The sequence below is a fragment of the Streptomyces sp. S3(2020) genome (assembly GCF_013044505.1).
Lineage (GTDB): Bacteria > Actinomycetota > Actinomycetes > Streptomycetales > Streptomycetaceae > Streptomyces.
Window position 1 is genome coordinate 15,478 of sequence record NZ_JABERD010000020.1, and the last position, 25,532, is coordinate 41,009.

The window sequence follows — 25,532 nt, forward strand, 5'->3', positions numbered from 1 at the left end:
CCCTAGCGTCCGGGATGGAGACCGAGCCATCCCGGCGACGGCGCCCCGGTCACCTCACCGACGTAGAGGGTGACCTGCTGGCGGAAACGCTCGACGAGGGCACGGTCGGCCATGAAGTGGGCGAAGCCGTCGAGGTTGGCGTTGGGGTAGTCCCAGATGGGGCGGTAACCGGTGTGCGGGGCCACGTCGGTGCGGACGGACCACATGTAGAAGTCGGACTGGGTCTGCTTGGACAGCCACCAGTTGAGGTAGAGCTTGGCGGCGGCCGGGTGCTTCGCGCCCTTGAAGATGGCGGCACGCTGGGCCCACGCCATGAAGGGGTCGTGCTTCGGGACGACGAAGCGGGTCTTGACCCCGGCGGCCGGGGTGAGCATGCCGTCGGTGCCGAGGGCGACCGCCTTGGTGCCCGCCTCGACCTCGTCGGCGGGTTCCTGCGTACCGCGTACCCAGTGCACGTCCTGGGCGACGAACCGGCGCAGCCAGTCCCAGCCGTACTTGTCCACGATCAGCTTGTACAGGTAGAGGACGGCGTCGTCGTCGTTCGGGAACGTCGAGACGATCTTCCCCTTCCACTGTGGGTCGAGCAGCGCCCCGGCCGTAGTGGGCGGCTTGGCGCCCGCCTTGTCGACGTTGTAGATGGTCGAGAACGCGTCGACGAAGATGCCCGTCCAGGCGCCGTCGGGGTCCTTGAAGGCGGGGTGGACCCGGGAGAACCCGGCGGGCTTGTAGGGCAGCAGTACGCCTTCGCGCTTCCAGCGCGGGAAGTCCTGGAGGGTCTGGAGCTGGACGACGTCGGGGACGAGGGTGCCCGTGTCGAGCTGGTTGTCGATGCGGGCGTCGTGGAACTTGCTGTAGTCGACGACGATGTTCAGCGTGACGCCGGGGAACGCCTTCTCGAAGGCCGCCTTGTTGCCGTCCTGCTGGGTGGCGGTGTCGCCGCCCGCGTAGACGGTGAGGGTGCCGCCCTCCGCCTTCGCCTCGCGGTACAGCCGCTGAAGGCTCCTGGTCTCCTCGGTGACCTCGGGCGGATGCCCGCCCCGGGCGGTGGCCGCATGTCCGGCTGTGGTGCCGATGGCGATTCCGGCCGCCGTGAGCGAGCCCCCGACGAGTACCTGGCGTCGTCCTACTGGCATGTCCGTTCCTTCGGTGCGGTGGATGTTCCGCGGGAAATTTAGCTGCTGCGGCAGGTTTATTTCAACCTTCAAGAACAGGGATGTGCCAGATGAGAGCCAGATGGTCACCTGATCGGTCGACCATTACTGCTGTACTGTCAGCTATATGAGTGACCTGGTTCACCACGAGGCGGTCGTGCTGTACGGCGACGTGCTGCGGTTGACGGACACCATCGGCGGGCGTGCCGAGCGGGTGATCCGGGAGGCGTCGGGGCTGGGCGGTTCGGAGTTCGAGGTGCTGCTGCGCCTGGCTCGGTACCCCGGGCAGCGCACCACCGGTGCCCGCCTGGCCGAGGACCTGTCCTTCACCTCGGGCGGGCTCACCCGACTCATCTCCCGCATGGAGGAAGCGGGCCTCCTGGTCCGCCACCCCCACCCCGACGACCGTCGGGCCGTCCTGCTGGAGGCGACCGAGCACGGCAGGACCCTGCTGGACCGGGCCCTCGCCGCGCATGTGCCCCAGCTGACCGGCGATCTGTTCGCCCCCCTCACCCCGGTCGAGCGGCTGATCCTGCGCGAGCTGGTGACGAAGCTGCTGGCGAGCACCCCGCGCGGGACGACGCAGGGCCCGTGAAGGCCGCGTCCGATCCACTTCCTCCGAGCTCGGAGCCGGTTCCGCGCTCAGAGCCGGTTCGCTCCCGTCAACAAGGGTGAATAGGACGGCTGTACGGCAGGCAGCGGGGGATTCAGCTTGCCGAACTCCGCGCCCGCGTGCACGATCCGGCCGTCGACCATGGTGAGCACCGACTCGATTCCGGGGATGCGTGAGTCCGGGACCCTGAGGTAGTCCTCCGTGAGCACCGCGAGGTCGGCGAGGGCTCCGGGGGCGAGCGTTCCCTTGTCCTTGCTCTCCTTCGACAGGGTCGCGCTGCCCTGCGTGAGCAGCCGCAGGGCTTCGACACGGTCCAGCGTGTTGTCCGACCGGTAGAGCCGGGTGCCGCCGAGGGTGCGGCCCGTCGTGATCCAGTACAGCGCGATCCAGAGGTTGTCGCTGGCGGCGCGGGTGGCGTCGGTGCCGAGGCCGACCGGGACTCCGCTGTGCAGGATGCGGCGGACCGGGGGAGTGTGCGCGGCGGCGCGTGCTCCGTATCGCTGCTGGAACGTCTCGCCCACGAACGCCATCCGGTGCTGGACGGCGATCGAGCCGCCGAGTCCCGCGATCCGGTCGATGGTCGCGTCGGTGAGCGTCTCGCCGTGATCGATGATGAAGCCGCTCTCGGGGCCGGTGGGACCGTAGACCTGCTCGATGTTGTTCAACAGCCGTGTGGCGGACTCGTCGTACGTGGAGTGGAGCCGGAACGGCCATTCGTGCTCGGCGAACAGCGCCAGGATGTCCCGCAGCCGGGCGTCCATGGTGGAGGGCAGATTCGGCCGGGGTTCCTCGAAGTTCTCGAAGTCGACCGCGTCGAACACCACGACTTCGCCCGCTCCGGCCATCTTGAGGAAGCCGTCGCCCCCTACCTTCTGCGTCGCGACGAACTCCCGGAAGTTGTCGAACTCGGTGCCGGGTGCGCGCGGGTAGAGGTGGTAGCCGATGCGGACCGTCAACTCGCCTTGTGCGTGGAGCTGGTTGACGACGCTGTAGTGGTCCGGGTAGAGGGTTCCGCCGCCCGCCGCGTCGGTGATGCTGGTGACGCCTCTCGCGTTCAGGTGACGCATGTAGAGCCTGGTGGAGAGGACTTGGCTCTCCGGATCAAGTGCGGGCAGCCGTGCCAGGGTGGCGTTGAGTATGACCGGACTGGGCTTGGCCAGCAGCAGACCGGTCGGGTTGCCCGCCGCGTCCACCTCGATCTGGCCCCCGGGCGGAGCCGGAGTGCTGGCGGTGATCCCCAGGAGGCGTACCGCGGTCTGGTTCAGCAGGGCACGGTCGTACAGGTGCAGCAGCAGTACGGGCTTGTCCGGAACGGCGGCGTTGAGCTCGGCCAGCGTCGGTAGACGCTGCTCGCGGAACTGCCACTTGGTGAAGCTGCCGACGACACGGATCCACTGCGGCGCCGGTGTGCGGTCGGCCTGGAACTTGATCAGGCGCAGGGCGTCGGCCACCGAGGTGACGCCGGCCAGGGACAGCTCACTCGTGTAGACGAGGCCTTCGCGGATCATGTGGGTGTGGGAGTCGTTCAGACCGGGAACGACCCGCCGGCCACGCAGGTCGATCACCCGCGTGCCGCGCCCGGCGAATCGGCGTACCTCGAAGTCGCTGCCGGTGGCGAGGATCCGTCCGCCGCTCACCGCGAGTGCGGACACCGAGGGTTTTCTCCGGTCCAGCGTGGTGACACGGCCGTTGACGAGGATCACGTCCGCCACCCGCCGCGCCGCCGTCGCGGTCTGCGGCGCGGACAGCTGGACCCCGGTGGCAGCGACCACACCCGCGCCGGCGACGGCCAGCGCACCCCGTCGGGAAAGGTGCCGCCCAGAGGCTGTCTCATCGGTCATCCTGCTGCCCTTCTGCGCGCGGTGGGGGTTGTCGAAGAGGTCGGGGAGACGGGCTCGGTCACCGGTTCGGATCGTTCGGACCACCCGGGAACGGGGCGTAGTCGGTCCAAAAGCTGTACAGCAGGACGCGGGCGCTGCCCTCGACGTAGAGGTCGGCCCCCGCGAGTTCGGTGAGCCAGTGCTTCGGCATCTGCTCGGCGGTCTGCCGCGCGAGCGTTCCGTAGAACAGCTGGGATCCGCCCCAGGCGTTGCCGGGTTCGAGCTGCGAGAAGTCGACCCTGCCTTCGAGGAAGACCTTGCGGGCCGTGTTGTAGAGATCGTCGAGGTACTTGCCGTAGGTCGCGATGTCCTGCCGGGTGCCGTAGTGGTGGGCGTGGCCGCCGATGAAGGTGCGGAAGTCGTAGCGCAGGACGACGTCCGACACGGTCATGTAGAGCGGAATGTCAGGCGTGTGCCCGAGCTGGAAGTACGGCGCGTAGCGCGGGGCGATCACGTCCACCAGCATCAGCACCTTCTGCCGGGGAGCGAAGACGAAGAGGTCGCCCGGCGAGTGGAAGTTGCCGTGGTAGTCGAGGTAGATCCGCTCGCCGCCGGTCCTGAGCACGTAACGGTCGCCCCGGACCGTCTTGGTGGGGACGGGTCGGCGCGGATCGGCGGCGCGCTTGATCCGCGCGGCGGCCTGCTCGTGCGCGATGTAGACCGGGCTGGTGCCCTTCCGGTTCGAGGTCAGGAAGGTGGCCGCGCCGCCGGTGTGGTCGCCGTGCGAGTGGCTGTAGATGAAGTGGGTCACGGGCAGCTTCGTCACCTCGGCGATGGCGGCCTTGACCAGTGCGCCGTTCGGCGCGTCCACGACGACGACGCCCTCCCCGGTGACCAGGAACATGGAGTTCGACCCGCCCGCGGTGCGCACGCCGTAGGCTCCGCCGCCCAGGTTGTCGAGGAGGTAGCCCTTCGCGGGGTACTCCGGCATCCGGGCCGCCGCCGGGAGCCGCAGGTAGCTGGAGGCGTCCAGCCCGTCGACGACGTAGCCGGGGTGCTCGACGTTCGCCTGCGCGGCCGTGGCGACGCCCCTTGAGCCGGTGGCGACGCTCCCCGAGGCCGCGGCACTGCCCGCAGGAAGCATTCCTGCGGCCGTGGCACCGCCTGCCACGGCGATGGCCCCGCGGAGCATCTTCCTGCGAGTCAGCTTCTGGCCCATCTGTCCTCCTCCTCGCGTTCACCAGGGGTGCGTCGCGATGTTCCATCTCGGGCTCTCCGTCATCCGAGCCCGAATCCCTCGCGGCCCGGATGGTCCGCGTGCAAATGATTCTGACACGAACTATCGGCGGTCGCAATAGTTGGCCTGGCTGTCGGCAGGGTGCGAGGGGCGCGTATCCGGGGTCGCCGACCTGACTGGGCCGTCCGGCAAGGCTCCTGGGGCTGGACGAGCGGACCGCGCTGGCCGACTTGCTGGACGTCTCCGCCGATGCGGGGATCACGTGCGGTGCCCGGGTTCCCTGGCCGGCACCGACCCCGACGCCCCCGACCTCACCCGGCTCGTCGGCGAACTGCTCGTGAAGAGCCCGGACTTCGCCGGTCTGTGGGAGCGCTACGACGTCACCGGCCGCAAGATCACCACGAAGACGTTCCAGCACCCTCGGGTCGGCAGGGTGACCCTCGGCTTCCAGGGCATGGCGCTGGAAGGCACCCCTGGGCATCGTCTCGGCGTCTACACCGCGGAACCCGGCACGCCCGACCACGACGCCATGCTCCTGCTCGACCTGACCGCCCCCAGCACTCGACCGCGACGACCGTCCGAGCAACAGGGATAAGCCGTCCGCTCGTAACTGAACGTGCGGTACACGTCCGTCCTGGGCCTTGGTGTTGGCGGTCTTCAGGCCCATCCCCTCGATCAGGTTGCCTGTCGGCACGTCCGGTGCGTACAGGCCGTACAGCGCCCCGGCGGCGCCGGCAATGGCAGTCACCGGAATCAGCGTTCTTGCTGTGCCGGCCCCCGTGCCGGACGTGTGTGGGTTCTCGCTCGCTGGTCAGGCGACCGTGGTGACGGTCCCGGCGTCCGCGTGGCGGCGGTGGTGGTCGCGGGCGAGGAGGAGGTAGCTCGCGGCGGTCCAGGTGTAGGCGCGGTCGCGCAGGCCCTGGCCGGTCAGGGCGTCGAAGTTCTCGGCGAAGCCCGAGGTCTCGCACAGGGCTCGGAAACGGGCGCTGATCTCGTCCGCGAGACGGTCGTGCCCGGCGCGACGCAGGCCGTCCTCGATGAGGACCGTGGCGGGGGCCCAGATCGGGCCGCGCCAGTAGCCGTCGGAACGGTAGTGGGGCGAGGCGGGCAGTTCGGTGGCGAGCCCGTACGGCGTGAGGTGGGCCTCGATCCGGTCGGCCAGCACGCTGCTGACGTCGTCCGGCAGGTGCTCACCCAGGACGACGGGCATCAGGTCCAGCAGGCTGGAACTGGTCCAGGTGTCCTGACCGTCCACGCCACGGGCGACGAACCGCTCGCCGTTCCAGAGCTGGTCGAACATCGCGGCCTGGATCGCGTCAGCCGTGTGCGTCCAGCGGCGGGCGTCGTCCGGCCGATCCAGTTCCGCGGCCAGGTCGGCGAGTTCGCGCATCTGGAGGACGAGGAAGGCGGCCAGGTCGGCGGTGACGATGACGCGTCCGGGGTCGAAGCTGGTGGCGTTGTCCCAGCCGCTGTCGTTGCCGTGCTGGTAGTGGGGCAGGGCCGCGCCGGGCGCCCGGCGCGCGGTGAGCCAGAAATCGGTCCAGCGCGCCAGCATCGCGTACGACTCGGACAGTCGCGCCGGGTCGAGCGGTTCGGGCAGCCGTCCGCGGAGGTGGCCGAAGGTCCAGCCGTGGATGGGCGGTTTGACGAAGTTGTAGAGGACCTCGGAGTGCGTGACCGAGTCGGGCAGCGCCCCGCCGGTGTCCTGGTGGTCGAAGGGGAGCGCGAACTGGTCCCAGGCGAGGTCGGGGCAACCGGGCGCCAGGGCAAGGGCGTTGAAGCAGTGGTCCCAGCTCCACACCTTGTCCATCCAGTGTTTGGACATCAGGACGGCGGGCCGCGTGACGAGACCCGCCGGGCGCACGGTCGCCGACCACACCACATACGCGGCGAGTTCGGCGGCCGGGGTGTCGGCCGAGCGCCATGGAGCGGCGGCTTCCACGAACTCGGAGAACGCCTGCCGCGCGGCCTCCGTGACCTCGTCGAAGGTCGCCGCCGAGTGGTAGGGCGGGCGGGCGCTGTCGAGTTCCTCGACCACGGTCTCCCATGTCCCGCCGGGCTCGGCGGTGACTGTGAGGCCACGGTCACCGGCGCCCAGCGCCTGGGCGCCGGACACCTCGGCGACCGTGCCGGACAGCACCGTGATCCGGTAGCGGCGTCCGGTCTCGTAGGAGGTGAACACATGCGCGCCGTCCACCGGGTCGCGGTAGAAGTAGGTCCCGCTGAACGGGGTCAGGGTGTGAGCCGCGGCGCTGATACCGAATCCGAGACCGGTGCCCCGCACGCGCACGGTGTCCGGTGACTCGTAGGCGAGGTCGATCCGTCCGCTCCCGCCGGTCCAACTGAGCCGGCTCGGGCTCGCCGCCACCTGTGTCTCCGCCCGCTCGCCCGTTGCCGGGTCCAGGGGGACGAACCGTACGACGGCGTGCATGCCGTTCTGGTGCGAGACGAGATGGAGGTCCTCGGCACGCGTCTTCTCCGCGAGCACCGGAGAGATACCGAACCAGGAACCATGGGTGCTGAAGGGGATGTCCTGGACGGAGAAGGCCGGGCCGGACGGTGCGGCGGTCATGGCGGCGGTACTCGTTTCTCGAGCTGGGGCGGTCGGCGGTCTGCCAGTGGGGGAGTGTGCTCGCACGGCGGCTCGTGGAGAGCACGGTGCACGCGCGGCCGGGTCAGTCCTTGACGGCGCCGGCGGTGACTCCGGCGGCGACGTAGCGCTGGGCGAGGACGAGGATCACCGTGGCGGGAAGGGAGGCCACGACGGCGGTCGCCATGATGGCGTTCCACTGCTGGTTGTTGTTGCCGATGTAGTGGTAGATGCCGAGGGTGATCGGCTCATGGGCGCCGCCGCCCGCGAGGGTGCTGGCGAAGACGAAGTCGGACCAGGACCACAGGAACGCGAACAGGGACACCGTGACGATCGAGTTGCGGCTCATGGGCAGGACGATCGACCAGAACGTGCGCAGTGCCCTCGCTCCGTCCATCTGCGCGGCCTGGATCAGTTCGCCGGGGATGCCGGACATGAACGCGGTGAAGATGAGGACGGCGAAGGGGACGGCCAGGGTGGAGTCGGCGACGATCAGGCCGGGGACGGACTGGAGCAGACCGAGGTTGAGGTAGATGGCGTAGAAGCCCATCGCCATGATGATGCCGGGGACCATCTGGGCGACCAGGAGGAGGAAGCCGAGCACACCCCCGCCGCGTGGGCGGAGTTTCGCCAGCGCGTAGCCGGCGGGCGCGGCCAGCGCCACGGTCAGGACGACGGTGCCCAGGCCGATGACGAGGCTGGTGGCGAGGTAGGGCAACTGGTCGTCCAGGACGGCCCGGTAGCCCTCGAAGGTGGGATTGGCCGGGAACAGGTCCGGCGGGGACTTGCGCATGTCCTGGTCGCGGGTGAAGGACACGTTGAGCATCCAGTAGACCGGGAAGAGCATCACCGCGGTCAGCAGCAGGCCGATGGCCGTCTTCCACCACGTACCGATACGGAGGTTCATGACAGCGCCTGCTTCCGCTGGACCCGGACGTAGATGAGGCCGAAGACGAGCGCGGTGACGACGAGCAGGTTGCCGACGGCGGCGCCGGGCCCGAAGGCGGGCAGCATGCTGCCGAAGCCGAGCTGGTAGGACCAGGTGGCGAAGGTGGTGGACGAGTCCGCCGGACCGCCCTTGGTCATGATCCAGATGATGTCGAAGACCTTGAGCGTGTAGACGAGGCCCAGCAGCAGGGTGATCGCGGACACGGGGCGCAGCAGCGGGAAGGTGATGCGCCGGAACCGCTGCCAGGCGTTCGCCCCGTCGAGCGCGGCGGCCTCGTACAGGCTGGTGGGGATCGACTGGAGGCCGCTGTAGAGGACGACCAGGTTGAAGGGGACACCCACCCAGATGTTCGCGATGATCACCGAGGTCAGTGACCAGGTCGGTGAGGTCAGCCAGTTCACCGGGTCGATGCCGACGGCGCCCAGTGCGGCGTTGACGATCCCCGAGTCGCTGTTGAGCATCCACGACCAGGTGGACGCCGACACGATCAGCGGCAGCAGCCACGGGACGAGGTACAGGCCCCGCAGGGTGGCGGAGAGCCGGAAGTTCTGGTTGAAGAAGACCGCGAGCGCCAGTCCGATCATGTACTGGAAGACCAGGCAGACGACCGTGAATACCACGGTGTGCAGCAGCGCCGGAGCGAACGTCGGGTCGTCGAAGACGGTCCGGAAGTTGTCCAGGCCGGCGAACGGGGCGTCGCCCTGGACGAAGGAGCGGACGGTGTAGTTCCGCAGGCTCAGATCGATGTTGCGGTACAGCGGATACGCGTAGAAGAGGGCGAGGTAGAGGGTGACCGGGGCGAGGAAGGCCCAGGCCGCCCAGTTTCGGTGGGGCACCCGCCGGTCGCCCGGCGGGTGTGTCGTGCGGTTCATCAACGGCCCCTGGCGCTGGTTACTTGACGGCGGACTGGGCCGAGCCGAGTGCGTCCTTCGGTGACGCCGACCCGCTGAGCGCGGACTGGACCGCCTTCCACAACTGCTCGGAGATCTTCGGGTACTTGGTGCCGAGGTCGTCACTGGTACGTCCCTTGGCGGCCTGGACCGCGTCGACCCAGGGCTTCAGCTCGGCGTTCGCCGCGATCTGCTTGCCCTGGACCTCGGTGGTGGGGGCCACGTAGGAGAGCGTCGTGTCGGTCTTGAGGAGGTTGTCGGCGCTGGTCAGACAGGCCACGATCTTCTGCGAGGTGGCGTAGCGTCCGCTGTCGTCCTGGACCGGCATCGTGACGAACTCGCCACCGGTCGGGGCCGCCGCGTTGCCTCCCGAGGCGCCCGGGACGGGGATGACCCCGTACTCGAAGCCGGCCTTCTCGGCGTTGGCGAGCTGCCAGGTGCCGTTCTCGCTGAACGCGTAGTCGCCGGTCGCGAACTCCGCCCAACTGGTCGTCTGGGTGTTGTTGATGACGGAGTTGGGGGCGTAGCCCTTGTCCAGCCAGCCCTTCCACAGCGACAGCGCGGACACCGCCTGGTCGGAGTCGAGGGCGGTCAGTCGGGCTCCGGAACCCCAGAACCAGGGCAGGAACTGGAAACTGCCCTCCTCCGTACCGACCGCGGAGAACGTGATGCCCTTCTTGCCCGCCGCCTTGACCTTCGCCAGCGCGGCGGTCAGCGACGGCCAGTCCTTCACCGAGGCGATGTCGACCCCGGCCTCCTTCAGCACCGCCTTGTTGTAGTAGAGAGCCAGCGTGTTCGCGCCGATCGGCGTGCCGTACGTCTTTTCGCCGACCTGGCCGGCCGCGAGGAGGTTCGGGCTGACCTTCGAGACGTCCAGCTTGCTGTCGTCGGTCGAGGTCAGCACGCCGCCCTCGGCCAGGGTCGACACCACCGGGTTGTCGACGATGAGGACGTCCGCGGAGTTGCCCTGCTGCGCCGCCAGCAGCACCTTGTTCGTCAGGTCGCTGGTGTCGAAAGCGGTCCGCTTGATCTTCACCCCGGCCTCGGTGCCACAACTGTCCAGCAGCTTCGCCCACTCCGAGCTCTTGTCGAACTGCGGATAGGGGTCCCAGATCGTGTAAGTACCGCCGTCCTCAGCCTTCGTGGAGGTGCCGCTTCCGCCGGACGAGCACGCGGTGGCACTGGTGGTGACAGCGACGACGGTCAGGGCGGCGGCGGTGAGACGCCGTCTGGCAGGTCGGTTCATGGCGTGTTCCTCAAGGTTTTCGGCACAGGTGTGCCCTGGGATCGGCGCAGGCGTGCGCGGGAAGAAGTGATCGGCGGCTGCCGGGCTCGCCGGAGAGGCCGGGCGGTGAGCTGTTCAGCCGGCCGGTACGGGGTGTGGCGAGTGAAGGGAGGACGAAGGAGGGCGAAGGGAGAGTGCGGGGTGACGGTCAGAGGTGTGTGGGAGTGCCGAAGTCCGTAGTGGGGTCGGCGGGCCTGATGCCGACGGGTGCGGTGCTCGCCCGCAGGGAGATCGGCGGCGCGAGCAGGTGGTGCCGAGCCGGTGTGTCGGGGTGGTCGAGCCGCTCCACAAGCAGATCGACGGCGAGGCGGCCCATCTGTTCCGCCGGCACGTCAGCGGCGGTGAGCTGCGGGGTCACCGTCTCCGCCCACCTGCTGGCCACCACCCCGGTGACGGAGAAGTCGCGCGGCACATGGCGGCCGGCCTGGGCCAGCCCCCGGTAGAGGCCGCCGAGCGCGGCCTCGTTCAGCGTGACCAGCGCCGTGGTGGCGGGATCGTCGTGCAGGATCCGCTCCAGACAGGCCAGGCCCGAGGCGGCGTCGTCCCCACAGCAGTACGTCCGTACGGTCAGACCGCGCTCCGCCGCCGCCTTGGTGAAACCGTCCAGACCCCGGTGGGCCGACTCGTACCCGGCTCGCAGCAGTTGCTCGGGCCGGTTGACGAAGGCGACCCGGCGGTGCCCCAGATCGGCGAGGTGGTGCACACAGGCCGCCGCCAGTGCCGTGTGGTCCAGGCCCACCCACCAGCTGCCTTCCGGGCGGGCGGTGCGGCCGATGGCGACGGACGGGAAGTCCACCGCGGCGAGATGGTCGAGCCGGTCGTCCTCCAGCCGGATCTCCATCAGGATCGCGCCGTCGACCCGCCGCTCGCCCAGCAGCCGCTGGAACGAGCGGTCGCTGTCCGCGCCGCTCGGAGAGAGCAGCACGTCGTAGTCGTAGGCCGCGGCGGCCTCGGTGACACTGCCGATGAAGTCCAGCTGCATGCCGGTGTAGTGGTTACCGGCCGGCGGGAAGACCAGACCGATGGTGTTGGTCCGGCCGTTGGCCAGGGCCCGCGCACTCGCGTTGGGCTGGTAGCCCAGCTCGTCGATGACCCGCTGGATCCTCTGGCGGGTGTCCTCGGACACGGGGCGCTTCCCGCTCAGCGCGTAGGACACGGTGCTCCGCGAGACACCGGCCCGCCTGGCGATCTCACCGATGTTCACGGAGGGCTCCTTGCTGTAAACGATCGAAGCTGTAAACCATCGAACCGGTTCGATGATTTCAGGGAACGAAATCGACCCAGTGTCGATTGTCGAACCGGTTCGCGTGAAGTGAAGGTAGGAGCAACCCGGACGGGTGTCAACGCCTCATGCCGACTTTCTCGTAACGGCCCGGAAACGTCACCGCGCGAGGGGCGAGGTCCGGCCGGGCCGGGTTCTCCTGCGCTCACGGGCAGGTCGGCTGCCGTATTCACCGGGCGACGGCACCCGCCCCCTGTCTGGAGTGTCCGGCCGTGCGTGGCCGGAGGCAGCTGTGTTCGGGGTATTGCTGGCCGGTTTCCCCGATGCTAGCTTTCTCGAACCGGTTCGACGGGGTGCCGGAGGATCCTGGCCGGGATCGATACGTCACGCATGCGCCGACGCGTCGCCCGGAGCCCGGCATCCTCATCCGGCCTCGGGCCGGAGGGCACTGCCGGACGGGACACGGCGGCTGCCGACCGAGCGACCGGCGCGCTCCTCGGCGGCGGCGAGTGAGCCGCCGATCCGGCACACCCGCCACAACAGCGTGCGTTTCGGATCCCGAACGACCGGCCGGGTGCGTCCGAAACCCGGAACGCGAACGCCACTGAACACAGACGGCTCTCGTCGCTCCACGTGAAATCGACCGGTTCCCCCTTCGGAACCAGCGTTCGAGATGCCACGGAACCCACGGAACCCACGGAGACCTCAGTGAGACAACGACACAGAACGACGGGAACCGGCGTCATCATGGCCACAGTCCTCGCCACCATGCTCACCGTGCCTTCCGCGGGCACGGCCAAGGCGGCCGATCCGGAACGGCTCGTCATCGATCTCGCCACCGACACCGGCGCCTTCCACGGCGGCGCCAGCGGCTCGCTCTACGGGATCTACGGCGACGGAGCACCGAGCCGCAACCTCCTCGAGGGCATGCACCTGCGCACGGTGTCCACCAAGGCACAGGACGGTCCGCAACACCCTGGTGCGGACGCGCTGGAGATCCTGCCGCCGTTCGTGGACTCGGGCGGCAAGGACGTCTACATCTACATGACCGACATCTACCGCGGCTTCCCGTACCAGTGGCCGGGCGCCAACGGCCCTGAGCGGCTCGCGGACTTCAAGGAGAAGATCAAGAAGCAGGTCGCCCAGGTCAAGACGGTCGGCGACTACAAGGACCACGTCGTCTACGTCCCCTTCAACGAGCCCGAGGGGAACATGTTCGGCTCGGGCGCGTGGAGTTACAACAACGTCAACTGGCTGAACGATCCGCAGTACTTCTTCGCTGCCTGGAAGGAGACCTACCACCTCATCAAGAGCCTGGACCCGGACGCGCGGATCGCGGGCCCGAACACCTCCCTCCTCTTCGACCAGGTCAAGGGCTTCCTCCAGTACGCCAAGGCCAACGACGTCGTCCCGGACGTGATGACCTGGCACGAGCTGTCCAGCCCCGCCGCGGTCCGCACCAGCGTCGCCAAGTACCGGCAGTGGGAGCAGGAACTCGGCATCGGCCCGCTGCCGATCAACGTCAACGAGTACGGCCACAACTACCACCTCTCCGTGCCCGGCCAGGTCATCCAGTGGGTCTCCGCCATCGAGGAGTCCAAGATCGACGCCGACCTGGCGTACTGGAACATCGACGGAAACCTCAACGACTCGGCCGTCGACGCCAACAAGGGCAACGGCCAGTGGTGGCTGTTCAACGCCTACGGCCAGATGTCCGGGCGCACGGTGAAGGTGACCGCCCCGCACCCGAACCAGCAGTACACGCTCCAGGGCGTGGCCACACTCGACAAGGGGAAGAAGCAGTCCCGGGCGATCTTCGGTGGCAAGAGCGGTGACGCGGACGTCGTCTTCGACAACATCGACCCGAAGCTGTTCGGGAAGACGGTGCACGCCACCGTGCAGGAGATCCCGTGGACCGGCCAGGTCGGCGACTCGGCAGAGCCACTGCGGCTGGCCGACCAGGAAGTCACCGTAGGCGCTGACGGCACGGTGACCCTGCCGATGACCGGCATGAACGAGATGTCCGCCTACCAGGTCATCCTTTCCCCCGGCGGGAACGGCGGCGAGCCGGCCGAGCCCTCTGTCAGCTGGCGGAAGACCTACGAGGCGGAGAACGCCACCTACACCGGCGGCGGTTACTCCAAGAACGGACCAGAGGGCACACCCTCCAACGTCGGGGGTTTCGCGACCTCCGGCAGCTACAACGTCGGCGGCCTGCGCACCGGCTCCGACGGTGTGCTCTCCTTCGACGTGGACGTCCCGCAGACCGGCACCTACGACCTCAGCGTGTTCGCCAACTCCTACAACCTGTACGACCTGGTCAAGGAACAGGGACCCACCAACGTCTTCCTGCGCGTCGACGGCAAGGACCCGCAGGAACTGCGCCTGCCGCTCGGCTACAAGTGGGTCGTCTGGGGCCACACCGACACCACGGTGAAGCTGACCGCCGGCCAGCACAAGATCACGCTCGCCGCCAAGGACGCGGACCTCGGTGTCACCAAGGGCGACGCGATCATCGACAAGATCGACCTGGCGCTGCGTGACGCGCTCGTGACCCAGCCGGCGATCTACGAGGCGGAGTACGCCACCCTCACCGGAAGCCGGCCCGGCTACACCTACCCCGAAGCCTCGGGACCGGGTGCGGTGCCGCTGCCCAAGGGCGCCTCGGCGACCTTCTGGGTCCACTCCGCCACCGACGGAGAGGCCACGCTCTCCCTCGACCATCTCGGCGGCGGCAAGGCGAAGGTGTCGCTCAACGGCGACACGCTCGACATCCCCAAGGTGGGCTCGGGCAAGAAGGGCACGGACGTCGTACGGGTCTTCCTGTCCGCGGGTATCAACAAGATCACCGTCACCGGCGCCAAGAAGAAGCTGGTGGTCGACCGGCTGCGGGTAGCGGCGTCGAGCGGAAACCTGGCGACGAAGGTGTACCAGGCGGAGGCCGGCACCCTGACCGGCGCCGCCAAGGCCACCGAGGCGTACACCTTCGCCACCGGAGGCAAGTCGGTCACCGACATCGGCGACGGAAAGGCCAACGCCCTCACCGTCGACGTCGTCGCCAAGCGTGCCGGGCGGCACGCGGTGACCATCCGCTACTCCAACGCCGAACAGGCACCCGCGACCCACTACAACCCCGACCCGATCGCCCGCCACGCCGACCTCTCGGTCAACGGCGGACCGGTCCGCCGGGTGCTGTTCCCGACCACCTTCCACTTCAACAGCTTCCGTGATCTGACGGTCCCGGTCACCTTGAAGAAGGGGACGAACCGGCTCACCTTCACAGCCGAAGAACTGGCCGACTTCAACGGCGACACCTACAACCAGTACGACCAACGCTCCCCGTACGCACCGGTGATCGACCAGATCGCCGTCACACCCCTGACGGAGGGTTAGCCCCGGGCATGCGCCGTGGGACACCGGGTGCCGACCAGGAACGCTGGTCAGCGCTTGGTGTCCTACGGTCTGCGGGTCCAAGGGGAGTGACCTGTTCGGCATCGTGTGATGGTCATCGAGCGGGGGTGTCCCTATCTGCCCACTGGCACGACGGGGACTGGCAGTGTCGGAAGGCGAGACGTTTCGACGGTCTTCGAAAAGTTGGCACTTCACTCCGGACGCGTCCTACGTTGAAATCGGGTCGTCACCCTCTCTCCTGCACAGAGGGAACGGGGTTGGCAGCTGGGCCAGTACAGGGGAATCACGCCGGCTGGATGTGGGGCACCGAGGTCAGGTGGCGCGGCGAGTGCCCCGGTCCCCGCGGGATGCCGTAGGAACTGTCTCACCGAACACCATGCCGTCATGACAGGGAAGGAACCTGCTGTGCGCAAGCGCGCCATCAGCACACTGGCCGGAGCCGCCGCCTTCGCGGCCGTCGTCGTCGCCGCTCCCACGGCCACCGCCGAGCCCAACCCGCCGAACTGTCCCAAGGGGTACTTCTGCGCCTACTCGGAACCGGACCAGCGCGGCGCACAGCTGCTCAGGACAGCCGGCAACTGGTCGGGCGAGATCCACAACGTCGGCTCCGTGTTCAACAACGGCTACGTCGCCCCCGGCGTCGACCACATCGAACTCCTCTACGCCTACACCACATCCGTCCACGTCATCTGCCTGCACTACAACCCCGGCCCCGGCCAGTACAAGGCCAACATCACCTACGCCACCATCGGGAAAGCCACCTGGCGAGGCGAATGCTGAACCGCCGCGAATCACGGGATATGTCGGCACCCTCGTACTCTGTTCCACCAGTTCACGTCCGACGACCACGCCACACCTTCCGAGCCCGTGTGCTCGACCTCGGCCTTCAAAGGCGAGGAACCGTCAACCGCTCGCTCTGGGACGCCAGTTGACAGGCGCAGTTAGGGGATTTCTCATGGCTCGACGCAAACTGGCCGCGGCGCTGTTCGCAGCGGCGGCGATCGCCACCTCGACCATCGGGATCAACGGTACGGCCGCCGCCCACACCGACGGCACCACCGGAGCCACCGGCATCCTCTCCTCCGAGGCGGCCCGGCAGCCGTCGCTGACGGCAGATCAGATGGCAAACGCCGTCGCCCCCAAGACGGCAAGGTCCGCCTCGGCCGCCGCCTCGCTGAACTGCGCCTACTACTACGTGTGCGGCATGGGCGCGAACGGCAACAGGTTCGACTACACCACGTGCGGCACGACCTATACCCTCCCCAACCTCGTCGGCTGGGGCTCCCTCCACAACAACCAGACACCCGGCACCAGGGCCCATTTCTACGACGTCAACGGAGCCTGGATGTTCTCCATCGACGCCCCCAACAAGAACGACGTGTACTGGACCCCGGTCTGGTACGTCATCGCCTGCTGAACCTGCAACTCCGCCCCGCCTCAATATCGCGGGCGTCCTACCGGCTGGACCGCACCGGACGGCTGTCTACCCCTTCGCCTCTCCCAGCCGCTGGGCCGCCGTGTCGCCGCGTCGGCCGACCGGTACGACGCCCGTCGCGGCGGCGAGGCCGTACGCGGGCATGTCGACGTACACCGATTCGTAGGAACCTGCCGGGACGATGAACGTCTCGTGGCAGATACCCACGTGCCCGTTTCCGGCGTGTGCACGTCCCATCAGCAGGACAAGGAGCACCGTCCGGCATGGACGGCGTTCAACCGACTCATTTCCTGTGACAGCTCGCGCAGCATGCGCGGCATCGACATGAACGCCGGAAACCAACTGGAGAATGCGCGCAGCCGGTTGATCCGAAGTCCGATGTGGAAGACGACGACATCGCCTTCGGCGGCGGCAGTGTTGCGACCCGGCACTACTTTGTCGGACATGATCCTCCCTCTGGTCTCCCGAAATGGTTCAGATCACGGTCGGACGAATGAGCGGGACTTCGAGCGAACCGCCCAGAAGTGGATCGCGAGGCCGATGCCCCAGCCCAGAATCGACCACAAGGGCCAGAAGAAGTGGTCCGGAGTGAGGATCCCCCACAGCAGCACCTGGGCGAGATTGGCGATGACGTACCAGAACAGATGGATCCGCAGGCCCCACTTCAGGGCCTTTTCGCTCTTGTGCATTTTCCCTCCCAGAGATTATTGGATCGATGCACGTGCGGTGCGCGGCGCTGTCATCGCGGGAGTGCCTGTTCCTGTACGGCTGTCTCGATGAGGGCCACCGTCGCGCCCGGCCGGGAGACGAACACCATGTGTGAAGCACCCTCGACCACCTGCGTCTTCGCGCCGGAGCGCTGGGCCATGAACTCCTGTGTCGCCGGTGGGATGATCCTGTCCTCGCCGCTGATGAGGTTGTAGTTCGGGATCGTGTGCCAGGCCTGCGGACCGGTGGCGGGCTCGCCCAGGGCGGCACCGGTGGCCGGGCGTTGCGCGATCGAGTAGAGGGCGGCTTCCTCCGCGGACACGTCGGCCGCGAAATGGGGATGGAAGACCTTGGGGTCGATGTACAGGTCCACCTGTCCGTCGGGCAGCGGCACAGGCTTCAGGGACTCGCCCACGGTGCTGCCCGGAAACTTCTCGACCAGTGCTTGCGCGCTCTCGCCTGTTTCCGGCACGAACGCCGCGAGGTAGACCAGTGCCTTCACGTTCGCGTTTCCCGCGGCGGCGGCGGAGATGACCGCGCCGCCGTACGAGTGCCCGACCAGGACGATCGGTCCCTCGATGCTTTCCAGCAGTGCCCTGACGTTGGCCGCGTCAAAGGCGAGGCCACGCAGGGGATTCGGCGCGGCGAGCACGGGATGGCCGTCGGCTACAAGCCGTTTGACGACGGCGTTGAAGCCGCTGCTGTCGGCAAAAGCTCCGTGTACGAGCACGATCGTCGGATTCTCGCTCACCCTTGACCAACCTCTCCTCTGCACGACGGCAGACACGGCAGACACGGCAGAAACGGCCGACACGGCCGGCATCGGGTTTCGGTTTCGGGTTCTCCCGCACCGCCCGGCCGGCGACCACTTCCTCGAACCGTGATGGCACAGCTGCACACCGTTGCGTTCGACGCAAAGCTAGGGCGTCGCACTGGACGGAAAGGGAACACGGCCGGGATGCGGTTCCCGAGGGCCTTCACGGATCATTCAGTCGTCGTCAAGCCGGTGCGGCCAGCCTGAGCATCCGCTGGACGGACGAATGGGGGCTTGCAGATGGCGCCGCACGAGGAAGCCGATGTGGTGGTGATCGGGTCGGGCATGGGCGGTCTCGCGGCGGCGCGCGCCATCGCGCAGTTCGGCGGGAAGCGGGTTCTCGTCCTCGAACAGCACTACACGCTCGGCGGGATGACGCACGAGTTCTCCCGCGCGGGGCGATACCGGTTCGGTACCGGGCTGCACTACGTCAGCGCGAGCGCGGGCCCGTTCCTCGGATTCATGACGGACGGGCGGGCGCAACTCTCTCCGCTGCCGGACGAGTACGACGCACTGCATTTTCCGGAGTTCGACTTCGCCGTCCCTGCGACGAAGGACCGGTTTCGTGCGCGCCTGAAGGAACGCTTCCCTGCCGAGGCCGACGCCATCGACGGATTCTTCCGGACCACGCGCTGGGCCATGGCCGGACTGACCGCACGCAATGTCATCGCGTCGTTCCCCTCCGGCGTACGAAAAGCGGGTGCGCCCCTTGTCCGGCTGCTCTTTCCGTCCGCGTACCGGTCGGTGCGGGACCAGGTTTCCCGCAGCTTCCGCGATCCGCGGCTGCGGGCCGTCCTGGCCGCGCGATGGGGGCTCTACGGCACTGAGCCGGCAGCCAGCGCGTTCGGCTATCACGCGGCGGTCCCGCTGACCTACTTCATGGAAGGCACCGCACACCCCGTGGGCGGCCCGCAGGAGCTCAACCGGGTCGTCCTGGAGATCCTCCAACGACACGGCGTGGAGCTGCGCGCCCGGCAGAGGGTCCATGAAGTCGTCGTCGAGGACGGCAGGGTGGCCGGCGTCGACGTCGAGGACACCGCCACCGGCCGCCGCTACCGGGTACGGACGAACACGGTCGTCTCGGCGACCGGAGTGCGCAACACGTACGCCCTGATAGGGAAGAGTCACGAACTGGCGGATCTGCCCGAGGAACGGTCGGCGGTCATGCTGTTCCTCGGACTGGACCGGTCTCCGGCCGAGTTCGGGCTGCGCGGCGAGAACCACTGGTTCATGCCGGACCTCGACGAGCACGGCAGCTTCCACCGGCCCCCGGGGGAAGGCACGCTGTACGTCTCCTTCGCCTCGCTCAACAACCCGGCCGCCCGCTTCCACACGGTGGAGCTGCTGGAACTGATCGATCCGAAGGTGGTCGACCGGTGGCGCGGGACGTCCGAGGACGAACGGCCGGACAGCTACCGCAAGTTCAAGGACGAGCTGACCGAACGGTTGCTCGCCCGCCTGGAGGAACGCTGGCCCGGCTTCCGGGAGACGGTCGCCTTCGCAGAACTGGCGACGCCACTGTCGTTCGAGACCTATCAGCGCAGCGTGCGGGGATCCTTCTACGGACTCGCGGCGACTCCCCAAAGGCTGCGGTCGGCGCGAGCGGGATGCCGTACACCGGTCAAGGGCCTGTTCGTGGCCGGACAGGACGCCTGGGGTTCCGGCGTGGTGGGGGCGCTCGCGGGCGGGCTCATGGCGGCGAACGCGGTCCTGAAACCTCGGCAGTTGGGGACGATGTGGCAGGCCATCCGTGCCGGCGGGGTGACCCGGGAACCCGCCACGCCCTGGGAGGGGTATCTGCGGGTGGCCGGCACCGAGGCGGTGACCCCGACGGTCCGCAGGATCCGCCTGGAGCCCCTGACCGGGAACGCGATGCCGTTCTCGTTCGCCGCCGGGCAGTACGTGAAGATCGAGCTGCCCGTCGCCGTCGAGCCGATCGAACGGTCGTACTCGATCTGCAGCGGCCCCGGTGAGGACGGCTTCGTCGAGATCGCTGTGAAGCACGAGCCGGACGGGCTCGGCTCGGGATTCCTGCACGAGGAACTGGAGGCCGGGCCGGCATTGCGGGTGAGCGGCCCGCACGGCGAGTTCACCTGGGATCCGGGCACCGAGGAGAGCACACTCCTGCTCATCGCCGGGGGAGTGGGCGTCACCCCGCTGATGAGCGTCCTGCTCGCGGCCGCCGACGCCGGTCACACGGGGCGGATCGTCCTGCTGGCGAGCTACCGGACCGAGGACGAGGTGCTGTTCGGGCCGGAGATCGCGGCGCTGCGGTCCCGGCTGCCCGGGCTGGAGGTGTCGGTCTTCATCACCGACCGGACAGGGCGGATCGGGTTCGACGCACTGCTGCCTCATGCCGGCCCCACGACCCGCGTGCACCTGTGCGGGCCGGCGCCCATGATGCAGGACCTGATCGGCTGCCTGAGGGAACTGGGGGTGCCGCGAGAGGCGATCCGCACCGAGGCGTTCGTGTCGGGCCGGAGCAAGGAGACCCGCCGCGAAAGGGCGCACGCTATCGCCCTCGCCGCGGCGGAAGCGGGTGTCACCGAGTTCCGGATCGGCACGGCCGGCGATACCCCGGCGTTCCCTTGCAACCCCGGGCAGTCGATCCTCGACGCCGCCAACGCCGTCGGCGTCGCCATGCCCCAGTCGTGCGGCGAAGGCGCGTGCGGTACCTGCCGGGTGAGGGTGCTCTCCGGCCGCTACGAGACCGACGATCGGGGGATGTTCTCCGCGGACGAGTTGGCGGCGGGCTGGCGGCTGGCCTGCCAGACACTGCCCACCGGGGACCTGGTGATCGGCCAGTAGGACGGAACCGGTCCCCGTGGCACTCGGTGAATTGCCCCTGGTGCATTGCCCCCGGTGTATTGCCACCGGTAGGAATCTGCTGCGACTACGGCTGTCATCCTTGGTCGTTTCTGGTTGTTTGCTTTGCATTTCTGTCCAGCAATTACCGGTAATCGCTTTCTCTGGCAGGGGACTTGAGCCACCATGGACGGCGGAGGGCGGCGAAGGCTGACCAGGACTGGGAATGGGAAAAGGAATGGCTTCCTCCGGCGCTTCACCGCGTCTGCAGATCCTCGGTCCATTGCGGATCTGGCGGGACGGCGTCGAACTGGACCCCGGGCCTCGGCAGCAGTCGCACCTGCTCGCGATCCTGCTCGCCCGCGCCGGCAGGCCGATCAGCACGAGCGAGCTGGTCGACCTGATCTGGGCCGAGGACGTCCCGGCGTCGGCCGTGAACATTCTCCAGAAGTACGTCGGTGCGTTGCGGCGGCTGTTCGAGCCTCTGCTGCCCGCCCGTGAGGCCGGCTCGTTCCTCCACCGGCGCGGCAATTCCTACCTTCTCGACGTCGACTCCGCCACGTTGGACCTCGTCGCTTTCCGAGAACTCGTCGATGCCGCCAGGGCCGCGCTGACTCGCCACGATCACGAGACGGCCCTCGGCCACTACGTCGGAGCGCTCGGGCTCTGGCACGGCGCGGCGGGCGACGGCATCGCCGACGGGACGGTCGCCACGCCGGTCTTCGCCGCACTCGACCATGAGTTCTACGACGCGTGCACGGCGGCGGCGGAGCTCGCCGTGTCGATCGGCCGACCGGAGCGGGTGCTCGCGGCACTGCAACTGGCCGCGTCGATGGCACCGTTCGACGAACCCGTGCTGGCCGCCCTCATCGGCGTTCTCGGCGCTACCGGACGGCAGGCGGAGGCGCTGTCGGTGTTCCGTCAGGCCCGCGACCGGCTCGCCGAGGAGCTGGGCATCGACCCGGGTCCGGCGCTGGAGGACTCACAGCGGCGGATTCTCACGCAGGCCCCGGCGTCGCAGCTGGTACGGGAGAGCGAAGAGGAGGCCGGGCGGACCACGGCGGCCACCTTGATCGGCCGCACCGAGGAACTCGCCACGCTGCGACGCATGGTGGAGCGCGCACTCGCCGGCGACACCGCGATCGGCGTTGTCGAAGGCGAGCCGGGCGCGGGCAAGACCCGGCTGCTGGAGGAGGCCGCCGCCGTGGCGGGCCGACTGGGCGCACTCACCGTCTGGGGCTCCTGCCTGGAGGGCGAGGGAACACCGGCGATGTGGCCATGGGAGCAGGCGCTGAGCCAGGTCGTCCACAGTCTGCCCGCTCCGGCGGGCGAACAGTGGCTCACGGGCGGCCTGGGAAGCCTCCTCGCGGCGCGGGACGACGCGACCCGGGAGGTTCCCGACGCCAACGCCCAGTTCCGGCTGTTCGAACAGGTCGTCGCCCTCCTCGGACACGCCTCGGCGCGGCGGCCGACACTCCTGATACTCGACGACCTGCAATGGGCCGACGCCACCTCCCTGCAGCTGTTGCAGCACCTGGCGGGACGGCTGCCCCAGGGCACCGCGCTCATCGGTGCGTTGCGTGACCGCGCTCCCACACTCAGCCCGGACCTCTCCCGGGTGCTGGCCGCCGCCAGCCGGCGGCCCGGTCACCGCAGGTTCCGGCTCGGCCCGCTCGGTCCGGCCGACGTGGCCGAACTCATCCGCCACGAGGCCGGCCAGGATCCCGGCGACGCCGTCGCCCGCGCCATACACGCCCGCACCTCGGGCAATCCGTTCTTCGTCCGCGAACTGTCCAGGCTCCTCAGCGGGACCGGCGCGATCGAGGACGGCGACACGCCCGCACCGGCCGGGGTCCCCTCCACCGTCCATGACGTCGTCCGCGACCGGATGGCGGGGCTCGACGACCGCGCCCGCGACCTGCTGCGTGTGGCCGCGCTCATCGGCCGCGACGTCGATCTCAGACTTCTGTCCCGTGCCACCGGAGTGGGCGTCGCGGACTGTCTCCATCGCCTGGAACCACTGCACACCCTCGGGCTGCTGGAACCCGGGCCGCAGGACCCGTCCTCGCTCCGCTTCGCCCACGACCTCGTACGCGAGTCGGTCTCCCAGACCGCGACGACACAGCAGGTCACCCGCGTGCATCTGCGCGTCGCGGACGCGCTCGAACAGATCCACGCCGACGACGAGGACGTCGCCGAACGCCTCGCGTACCACCTGTGGGCCGCCGGCCCCCTCGCCGAGCCCGTTCGCGTCGCGGAGGCACTGATCCGCGCCGGCCGCCGTGCCGCGGCCAAACTCGCCTTCGAGTCCGCCAACCGACAGCTGCGCTCCGCCATACAGGTCGCCCGGGCCACCGGACTCATGGAGCTCGAGTTCTCCGCCCTCACGCTGCTCGCCATCGTCGTCAGACGAGAGGCGGGGTACGACGCCTCGACCTTCGACCTGCTGGAGCGGGCCGAATACCTGGCCCGCACCCTCGGCCGGGAGGCGGAGGCCGCCGACTTCCTCTTCATCCGTGTGATGGGTGCCTACACCTCCATGGAGAAGGGCCGCGGGCAGTTGGCCCGCCGTATGCACGAGCTCGGTCAGGTGTCGTCGGATCCGGCCGTCCGACGCTACGGCCGGCACGTCTGGGGCCTGCGTCAGTGGGACGTCGGCAACATCGGCGAGGCGTACCGGTCCTTCGTCAAAGAGGATGTCGCCATCGCCGGCGGCGCCGTCGCCCCGGACGAGGAGACACCGCTCCGGCGGGACGGCAGCATTCCCGGGGAAGGGCCCGGCTGGCGGGCCGTCATGACCGCGCTGCACGGCGATGTCGAGGTGGCACTGGCTTTCGTCGACACCTGGGACAGCCCGGGTGACCCCTACGCGGCCGCGGTCTGGGTCTACTACACGACCATGATCGCTTCCATGGCCGGGGACGCCGAAGCGGCACGGCGAGCCGGCGAGCGGTGGGTCGCCGCAGGCCTCGACCGTCTCCGCACCCTGATCGACCACTACGTCCGCCAGTACTGGTGCTGGGCACGCGCCCTCACCGGCGAGGATCCGGCCGGCGCCGCCGCCGAGGCCGAGGAACTCCTGGTCGGCAACCTGCTCCACCCGCCGCAATGGGGCATCGCCTACCACTACGCGCTGATCGCCGAGATGTGGCTGGCGGCCGGACTGCCCGATCGGGCCGACGCCGCTCTCGACCGGGCCGACCAGGCGGTGTGGGACTACGGCCAGCGCTACGCCGAAGGACTGCTCCTGCTGCTGAGGGCGCGCCTGCTTCAGGCCCGCGGCGCACCCCTCATCGCTGTCCGGGCCGCCGCCGAACGGGCCTACACGCAATCCACCGCATGCGAGGCGCACCTCTTCGCGCGACGTGCTGAACGACTCCTCTCACGACTCGGAGGCAATGCGTGACCCCAGGCCCTGAGGAACAGAGCGGGCTGACGACCCTGGCCCGTGGGCTCTCGGCGCCGAAGGGCTTCGTCGACGCCAGCCTGGCCGCCCCCGCCCCCGGAACGATTCGCCTGCTGGGTGGCATCCCCGCGCCCGCGGCTCTGCCGGTCGAGGCGATCGGCAAGGCATCGGCGCAGCTGTGGCAGGACCCCGACGCCGCGGTCGCGAGCCTGCAGTACGCGCCCGCGCGCGGATCCGCCGCGCTGGGCGACTGGATCGCGAAACGGGAGGGCGTCGACCCGAGCCGGATCGTGGTGACGAACGGTGGCATGCACGGCCTCGCACTGGCGGTGCTGACCGTCGTCGAGCGCGATGCCACCGTCGCGGTCGACGATCCGGTGTTCCCGGGCTTCCTGTGGGCCCTGGAGGTGTCGACGACACGGATCCTGCCGGTACCGGTCGTGGCCGACGGCTTCGATGTCGAACACCTCGCCCGGCGACTCGCCACCGGCGCCCGGATCGCCGCGGCCTACACCGTGCCCGACTTCCACAACCCCGCCCAGGTCAGCCTCTCGGCGCCGAAGCGACAGGCACTGATCGAGCTCGCCGAGCGGTACGGCTTCTACGTGATCGTCGACAATCCGTACCGCGAACTGCGCTTCGGCGGCCAGGACCAGGGTGTCGGGGTGTTCAACCAGTCGGACCGGGCGATCCACGTCAACTCCTTCACCAAGACCCTCGGCCCCGGCTGGCGCGTGGGCTGGCTGGTGCTGCCCGACCACCTCGTGGACCCGGTGACGCGGCTGCGCAACCGCCTCGACGTACACACCTCCTCGGTGACCCAGGCGATCATCGAACGGCTGCTCACCGACGACGACCAATGGTTCGACCGGACCGTGGAAAGCGCCGCCGCGCTGTACCGAGAACGCGCCGGCGTGCTGATCGACGCCCTGGAGGAACAACTCCCGGGCGCCCTCGACATCGTGGCCCCCGAAGGCGGGCTGTTCCTGTGGCCTCGGCTCACCGACGACGCTGTGGACCCGGCGGCACTGTTCCAGCGGGCGGCCGCCCACGGCGTGATCTACCAGCCGGGCGAGTTCTTCGCGGCGGACCCCCGGCAGCGGTCCTCGGCCCGGCACCTGCGGTTGTCCTACAGCGACCGCACCCCGGAAGAACTGCGAGAGGCCGTACGCCGGTTGGCGCTGGCCTTCTGAGGA

At 68.9% G+C, this 25,532-nt stretch carries 19 protein-coding genes and 1 pseudogene; 8 read left to right on the forward strand and 12 right to left on the reverse strand.

All coding sequences use genetic code 11. The features are described from left to right. Nucleotides 1–2 precede the first annotated feature (2 nt). The gene (locus tag HLK59_RS09580; RefSeq protein ID WP_171140887.1) at nt 3–1,133 is read right to left on the reverse strand and encodes an extracellular solute-binding protein; all 1,131 of its coding nucleotides are present in this window, start codon (nt 1,131–1,133) and stop codon (nt 3–5) included. Nucleotides 1,134–1,278: 145 nt separating this feature from the next. Between HLK59_RS09580 and HLK59_RS09585 the strand changes: the two genes are divergently transcribed. Continuing rightward, nucleotides 1,279–1,746, forward strand: coding sequence for a MarR family transcriptional regulator (locus HLK59_RS09585; RefSeq protein WP_171140888.1), 468 nt, complete (start codon nt 1,279–1,281; stop codon nt 1,744–1,746). A 47-nt stretch (nt 1,747–1,793) separates the two neighbouring features. Here HLK59_RS09585 and HLK59_RS09590 read toward each other — a convergent pair whose 3' ends face one another. Both HLK59_RS09590 and HLK59_RS09595 read right to left on the reverse strand, forming a co-directional pair. Further along, entirely contained in the window at nt 1,794–3,605 is a 1,812-nt protein-coding gene (locus tag HLK59_RS09590; RefSeq protein WP_171140889.1) for an amidohydrolase, read from the reverse strand. 58 nt (nt 3,606–3,663) lie between these two features. Then, nucleotides 3,664–4,803 carry an MBL fold metallo-hydrolase gene (locus tag HLK59_RS09595; protein ID WP_171140890.1) on the reverse strand — a complete coding sequence of 380 codons (1,140 nt, stop codon included), beginning with the start codon at nt 4,801–4,803 and terminating at the stop codon, nt 3,664–3,666. Nucleotides 4,804–5,098: 295 nt separating this feature from the next. On the opposite strand from HLK59_RS09595, the pseudogene HLK59_RS09600 reads away from it, so the two are divergent. Then, a pseudogene (locus tag HLK59_RS09600) lies at nt 5,099–5,416 on the forward strand (transcriptional regulator); the annotation flags it as partial. Nucleotides 5,417–5,632: 216 nt separating this feature from the next. Here HLK59_RS09600 and HLK59_RS09605 read toward each other — a convergent pair. The 5 genes from HLK59_RS09605 to HLK59_RS09625 form a co-directional block, all read right to left on the reverse strand. Then, nucleotides 5,633–7,393 (reverse strand): trehalase family glycosidase, encoded by a 1,761-nt coding sequence (locus HLK59_RS09605; protein ID WP_171140891.1) that lies wholly within the window; start codon nt 7,391–7,393, stop codon nt 5,633–5,635. Nucleotides 7,394–7,496: 103 nt separating this feature from the next. Then, nucleotides 7,497–8,318: a carbohydrate ABC transporter permease gene (locus HLK59_RS09610; RefSeq protein WP_171140892.1), complete on the reverse strand. Its 822-nt coding sequence runs from the start codon at nt 8,316–8,318 to the stop codon at nt 7,497–7,499. Continuing rightward, the gene (locus tag HLK59_RS09615) at nt 8,315–9,232 is read right to left on the reverse strand and encodes a sugar ABC transporter permease (RefSeq protein ID WP_240982296.1); all 918 of its coding nucleotides are present in this window, start codon (nt 9,230–9,232) and stop codon (nt 8,315–8,317) included. Before HLK59_RS09615 ends, HLK59_RS09610 begins: the two co-directional genes overlap by 4 nt. 19 nt (nt 9,233–9,251) lie before the next feature. Next, on the reverse strand, nt 9,252–10,496 hold the full coding sequence (locus HLK59_RS09620) for an extracellular solute-binding protein (RefSeq protein ID WP_171140893.1): 1,245 nt from the start codon (nt 10,494–10,496) through the stop codon (nt 9,252–9,254). Between the two features lie 187 nt (nt 10,497–10,683). After that, nucleotides 10,684–11,739 (reverse strand): LacI family DNA-binding transcriptional regulator, encoded by a 1,056-nt coding sequence (locus HLK59_RS09625; protein ID WP_171140894.1) that lies wholly within the window; start codon nt 11,737–11,739, stop codon nt 10,684–10,686. Between the two features lie 765 nt (nt 11,740–12,504). On the opposite strand from HLK59_RS09625, the gene HLK59_RS09630 reads away from it, so the two are divergent. The 3 genes from HLK59_RS09630 (at nt 12,505) to HLK59_RS09640 (ending at nt 16,585) form a co-directional block, all read left to right on the forward strand. Further along, nucleotides 12,505–15,150: a cellulosome protein gene (locus tag HLK59_RS09630; protein WP_171140895.1), complete on the forward strand. Its 2,646-nt coding sequence runs from the start codon at nt 12,505–12,507 to the stop codon at nt 15,148–15,150. Nucleotides 15,151–15,552: 402 nt separating this feature from the next. After that, entirely contained in the window at nt 15,553–15,948 is a 396-nt protein-coding gene (locus tag HLK59_RS09635; RefSeq protein WP_171140896.1) for a peptidase inhibitor family I36 protein, read from the forward strand. A 175-nt stretch (nt 15,949–16,123) separates the two neighbouring features. Then, on the forward strand, nt 16,124–16,585 hold the full coding sequence (locus tag HLK59_RS09640) for a hypothetical protein (protein ID WP_171140897.1): 462 nt from the start codon (nt 16,124–16,126) through the stop codon (nt 16,583–16,585). 66 nt (nt 16,586–16,651) lie between these two features. Here HLK59_RS09640 and HLK59_RS52335 read toward each other — a convergent pair whose 3' ends face one another. From HLK59_RS52335 to HLK59_RS09655, 4 genes are read right to left on the reverse strand one after another with little or no spacing between them, the layout of a single operon-like run. Then, nucleotides 16,652–16,840 (reverse strand): DUF4188 domain-containing protein, encoded by a 189-nt coding sequence (locus tag HLK59_RS52335; protein ID WP_346779682.1) that lies wholly within the window; start codon nt 16,838–16,840, stop codon nt 16,652–16,654. After that, the gene (locus tag HLK59_RS52340) at nt 16,840–17,049 is read right to left on the reverse strand and encodes a DUF4188 domain-containing protein (protein WP_346779683.1); all 210 of its coding nucleotides are present in this window, start codon (nt 17,047–17,049) and stop codon (nt 16,840–16,842) included. Before HLK59_RS52340 ends, HLK59_RS52335 begins: the two co-directional genes overlap by 1 nt. 33 nt (nt 17,050–17,082) lie before the next feature. Continuing rightward, nucleotides 17,083–17,292, reverse strand: coding sequence for a 2TM domain-containing protein (locus HLK59_RS09650; protein ID WP_171140898.1), 210 nt, complete (start codon nt 17,290–17,292; stop codon nt 17,083–17,085). Nucleotides 17,293–17,342: 50 nt separating this feature from the next. Then, nucleotides 17,343–18,062, reverse strand: a complete 720-nt coding sequence (locus HLK59_RS09655) for an alpha/beta hydrolase (protein WP_346779684.1) — start codon at nt 18,060–18,062, stop codon at nt 17,343–17,345. 303 nt (nt 18,063–18,365) lie between these two features. On the opposite strand from HLK59_RS09655, the gene HLK59_RS09660 reads away from it, so the two are divergent. From HLK59_RS09660 to HLK59_RS09670, 3 genes are all read left to right on the forward strand, one after another. Next, entirely contained in the window at nt 18,366–20,933 is a 2,568-nt protein-coding gene (locus tag HLK59_RS09660; RefSeq protein ID WP_171140900.1) for an FAD-dependent oxidoreductase, read from the forward strand. A 235-nt stretch (nt 20,934–21,168) separates the two neighbouring features. After that, nucleotides 21,169–24,336 (forward strand): BTAD domain-containing putative transcriptional regulator, encoded by a 3,168-nt coding sequence (locus HLK59_RS09665; RefSeq protein WP_171140901.1) that lies wholly within the window; start codon nt 21,169–21,171, stop codon nt 24,334–24,336. Further along, nucleotides 24,333–25,529: a PLP-dependent aminotransferase family protein gene (locus tag HLK59_RS09670; protein WP_171140902.1), complete on the forward strand. Its 1,197-nt coding sequence runs from the start codon at nt 24,333–24,335 to the stop codon at nt 25,527–25,529. Before HLK59_RS09665 ends, HLK59_RS09670 begins: the two co-directional genes overlap by 4 nt. Nucleotides 25,530–25,532: the final 3 nt, after the last annotated feature.

Excerpts from the sequence above, each read along its gene's own strand:
- HLK59_RS09580 (WP_171140887.1), bottom strand. The coding sequence starts at position 1,133 with ATGCCAGTAGGACGACGCCAGGTACTCGTCGGGGGCTCGCTCACGGCG.
- HLK59_RS09585 (WP_171140888.1), top strand. The coding sequence starts at position 1,279 with ATGAGTGACCTGGTTCACCACGAGGCGGTCGTGCTGTACGGCGACGTG.
- HLK59_RS09590 (WP_171140889.1), bottom strand. The coding sequence starts at position 3,605 with ATGACCGATGAGACAGCCTCTGGGCGGCACCTTTCCCGACGGGGTGCG.
- HLK59_RS09595 (WP_171140890.1), bottom strand. The coding sequence starts at position 4,803 with ATGGGCCAGAAGCTGACTCGCAGGAAGATGCTCCGCGGGGCCATCGCC.
- HLK59_RS09605 (WP_171140891.1), bottom strand. The coding sequence starts at position 7,393 with ATGACCGCCGCACCGTCCGGCCCGGCCTTCTCCGTCCAGGACATCCCC.
- HLK59_RS09610 (WP_171140892.1), bottom strand. The coding sequence starts at position 8,318 with ATGAACCTCCGTATCGGTACGTGGTGGAAGACGGCCATCGGCCTGCTG.
- HLK59_RS09615 (WP_240982296.1), bottom strand. The coding sequence starts at position 9,232 with ATGAACCGCACGACACACCCGCCGGGCGACCGGCGGGTGCCCCACCGA.
- HLK59_RS09620 (WP_171140893.1), bottom strand. The coding sequence starts at position 10,496 with ATGAACCGACCTGCCAGACGGCGTCTCACCGCCGCCGCCCTGACCGTC.
- HLK59_RS09630 (WP_171140895.1), top strand. The coding sequence starts at position 12,505 with ATGGCCACAGTCCTCGCCACCATGCTCACCGTGCCTTCCGCGGGCACG.
- HLK59_RS09635 (WP_171140896.1), top strand. The coding sequence starts at position 15,553 with ATGACAGGGAAGGAACCTGCTGTGCGCAAGCGCGCCATCAGCACACTG.
- HLK59_RS09640 (WP_171140897.1), top strand. The coding sequence starts at position 16,124 with ATGGCTCGACGCAAACTGGCCGCGGCGCTGTTCGCAGCGGCGGCGATC.
- HLK59_RS52335 (WP_346779682.1), bottom strand. The coding sequence starts at position 16,840 with ATGGGACGTGCACACGCCGGAAACGGGCACGTGGGTATCTGCCACGAG.
- HLK59_RS52340 (WP_346779683.1), bottom strand. The coding sequence starts at position 17,049 with ATGTCCGACAAAGTAGTGCCGGGTCGCAACACTGCCGCCGCCGAAGGC.
- HLK59_RS09650 (WP_171140898.1), bottom strand. The coding sequence starts at position 17,292 with ATGCACAAGAGCGAAAAGGCCCTGAAGTGGGGCCTGCGGATCCATCTG.
- HLK59_RS09660 (WP_171140900.1), top strand. The coding sequence starts at position 18,366 with ATGGCGCCGCACGAGGAAGCCGATGTGGTGGTGATCGGGTCGGGCATG.
- HLK59_RS09665 (WP_171140901.1), top strand. The coding sequence starts at position 21,169 with ATGGCTTCCTCCGGCGCTTCACCGCGTCTGCAGATCCTCGGTCCATTG.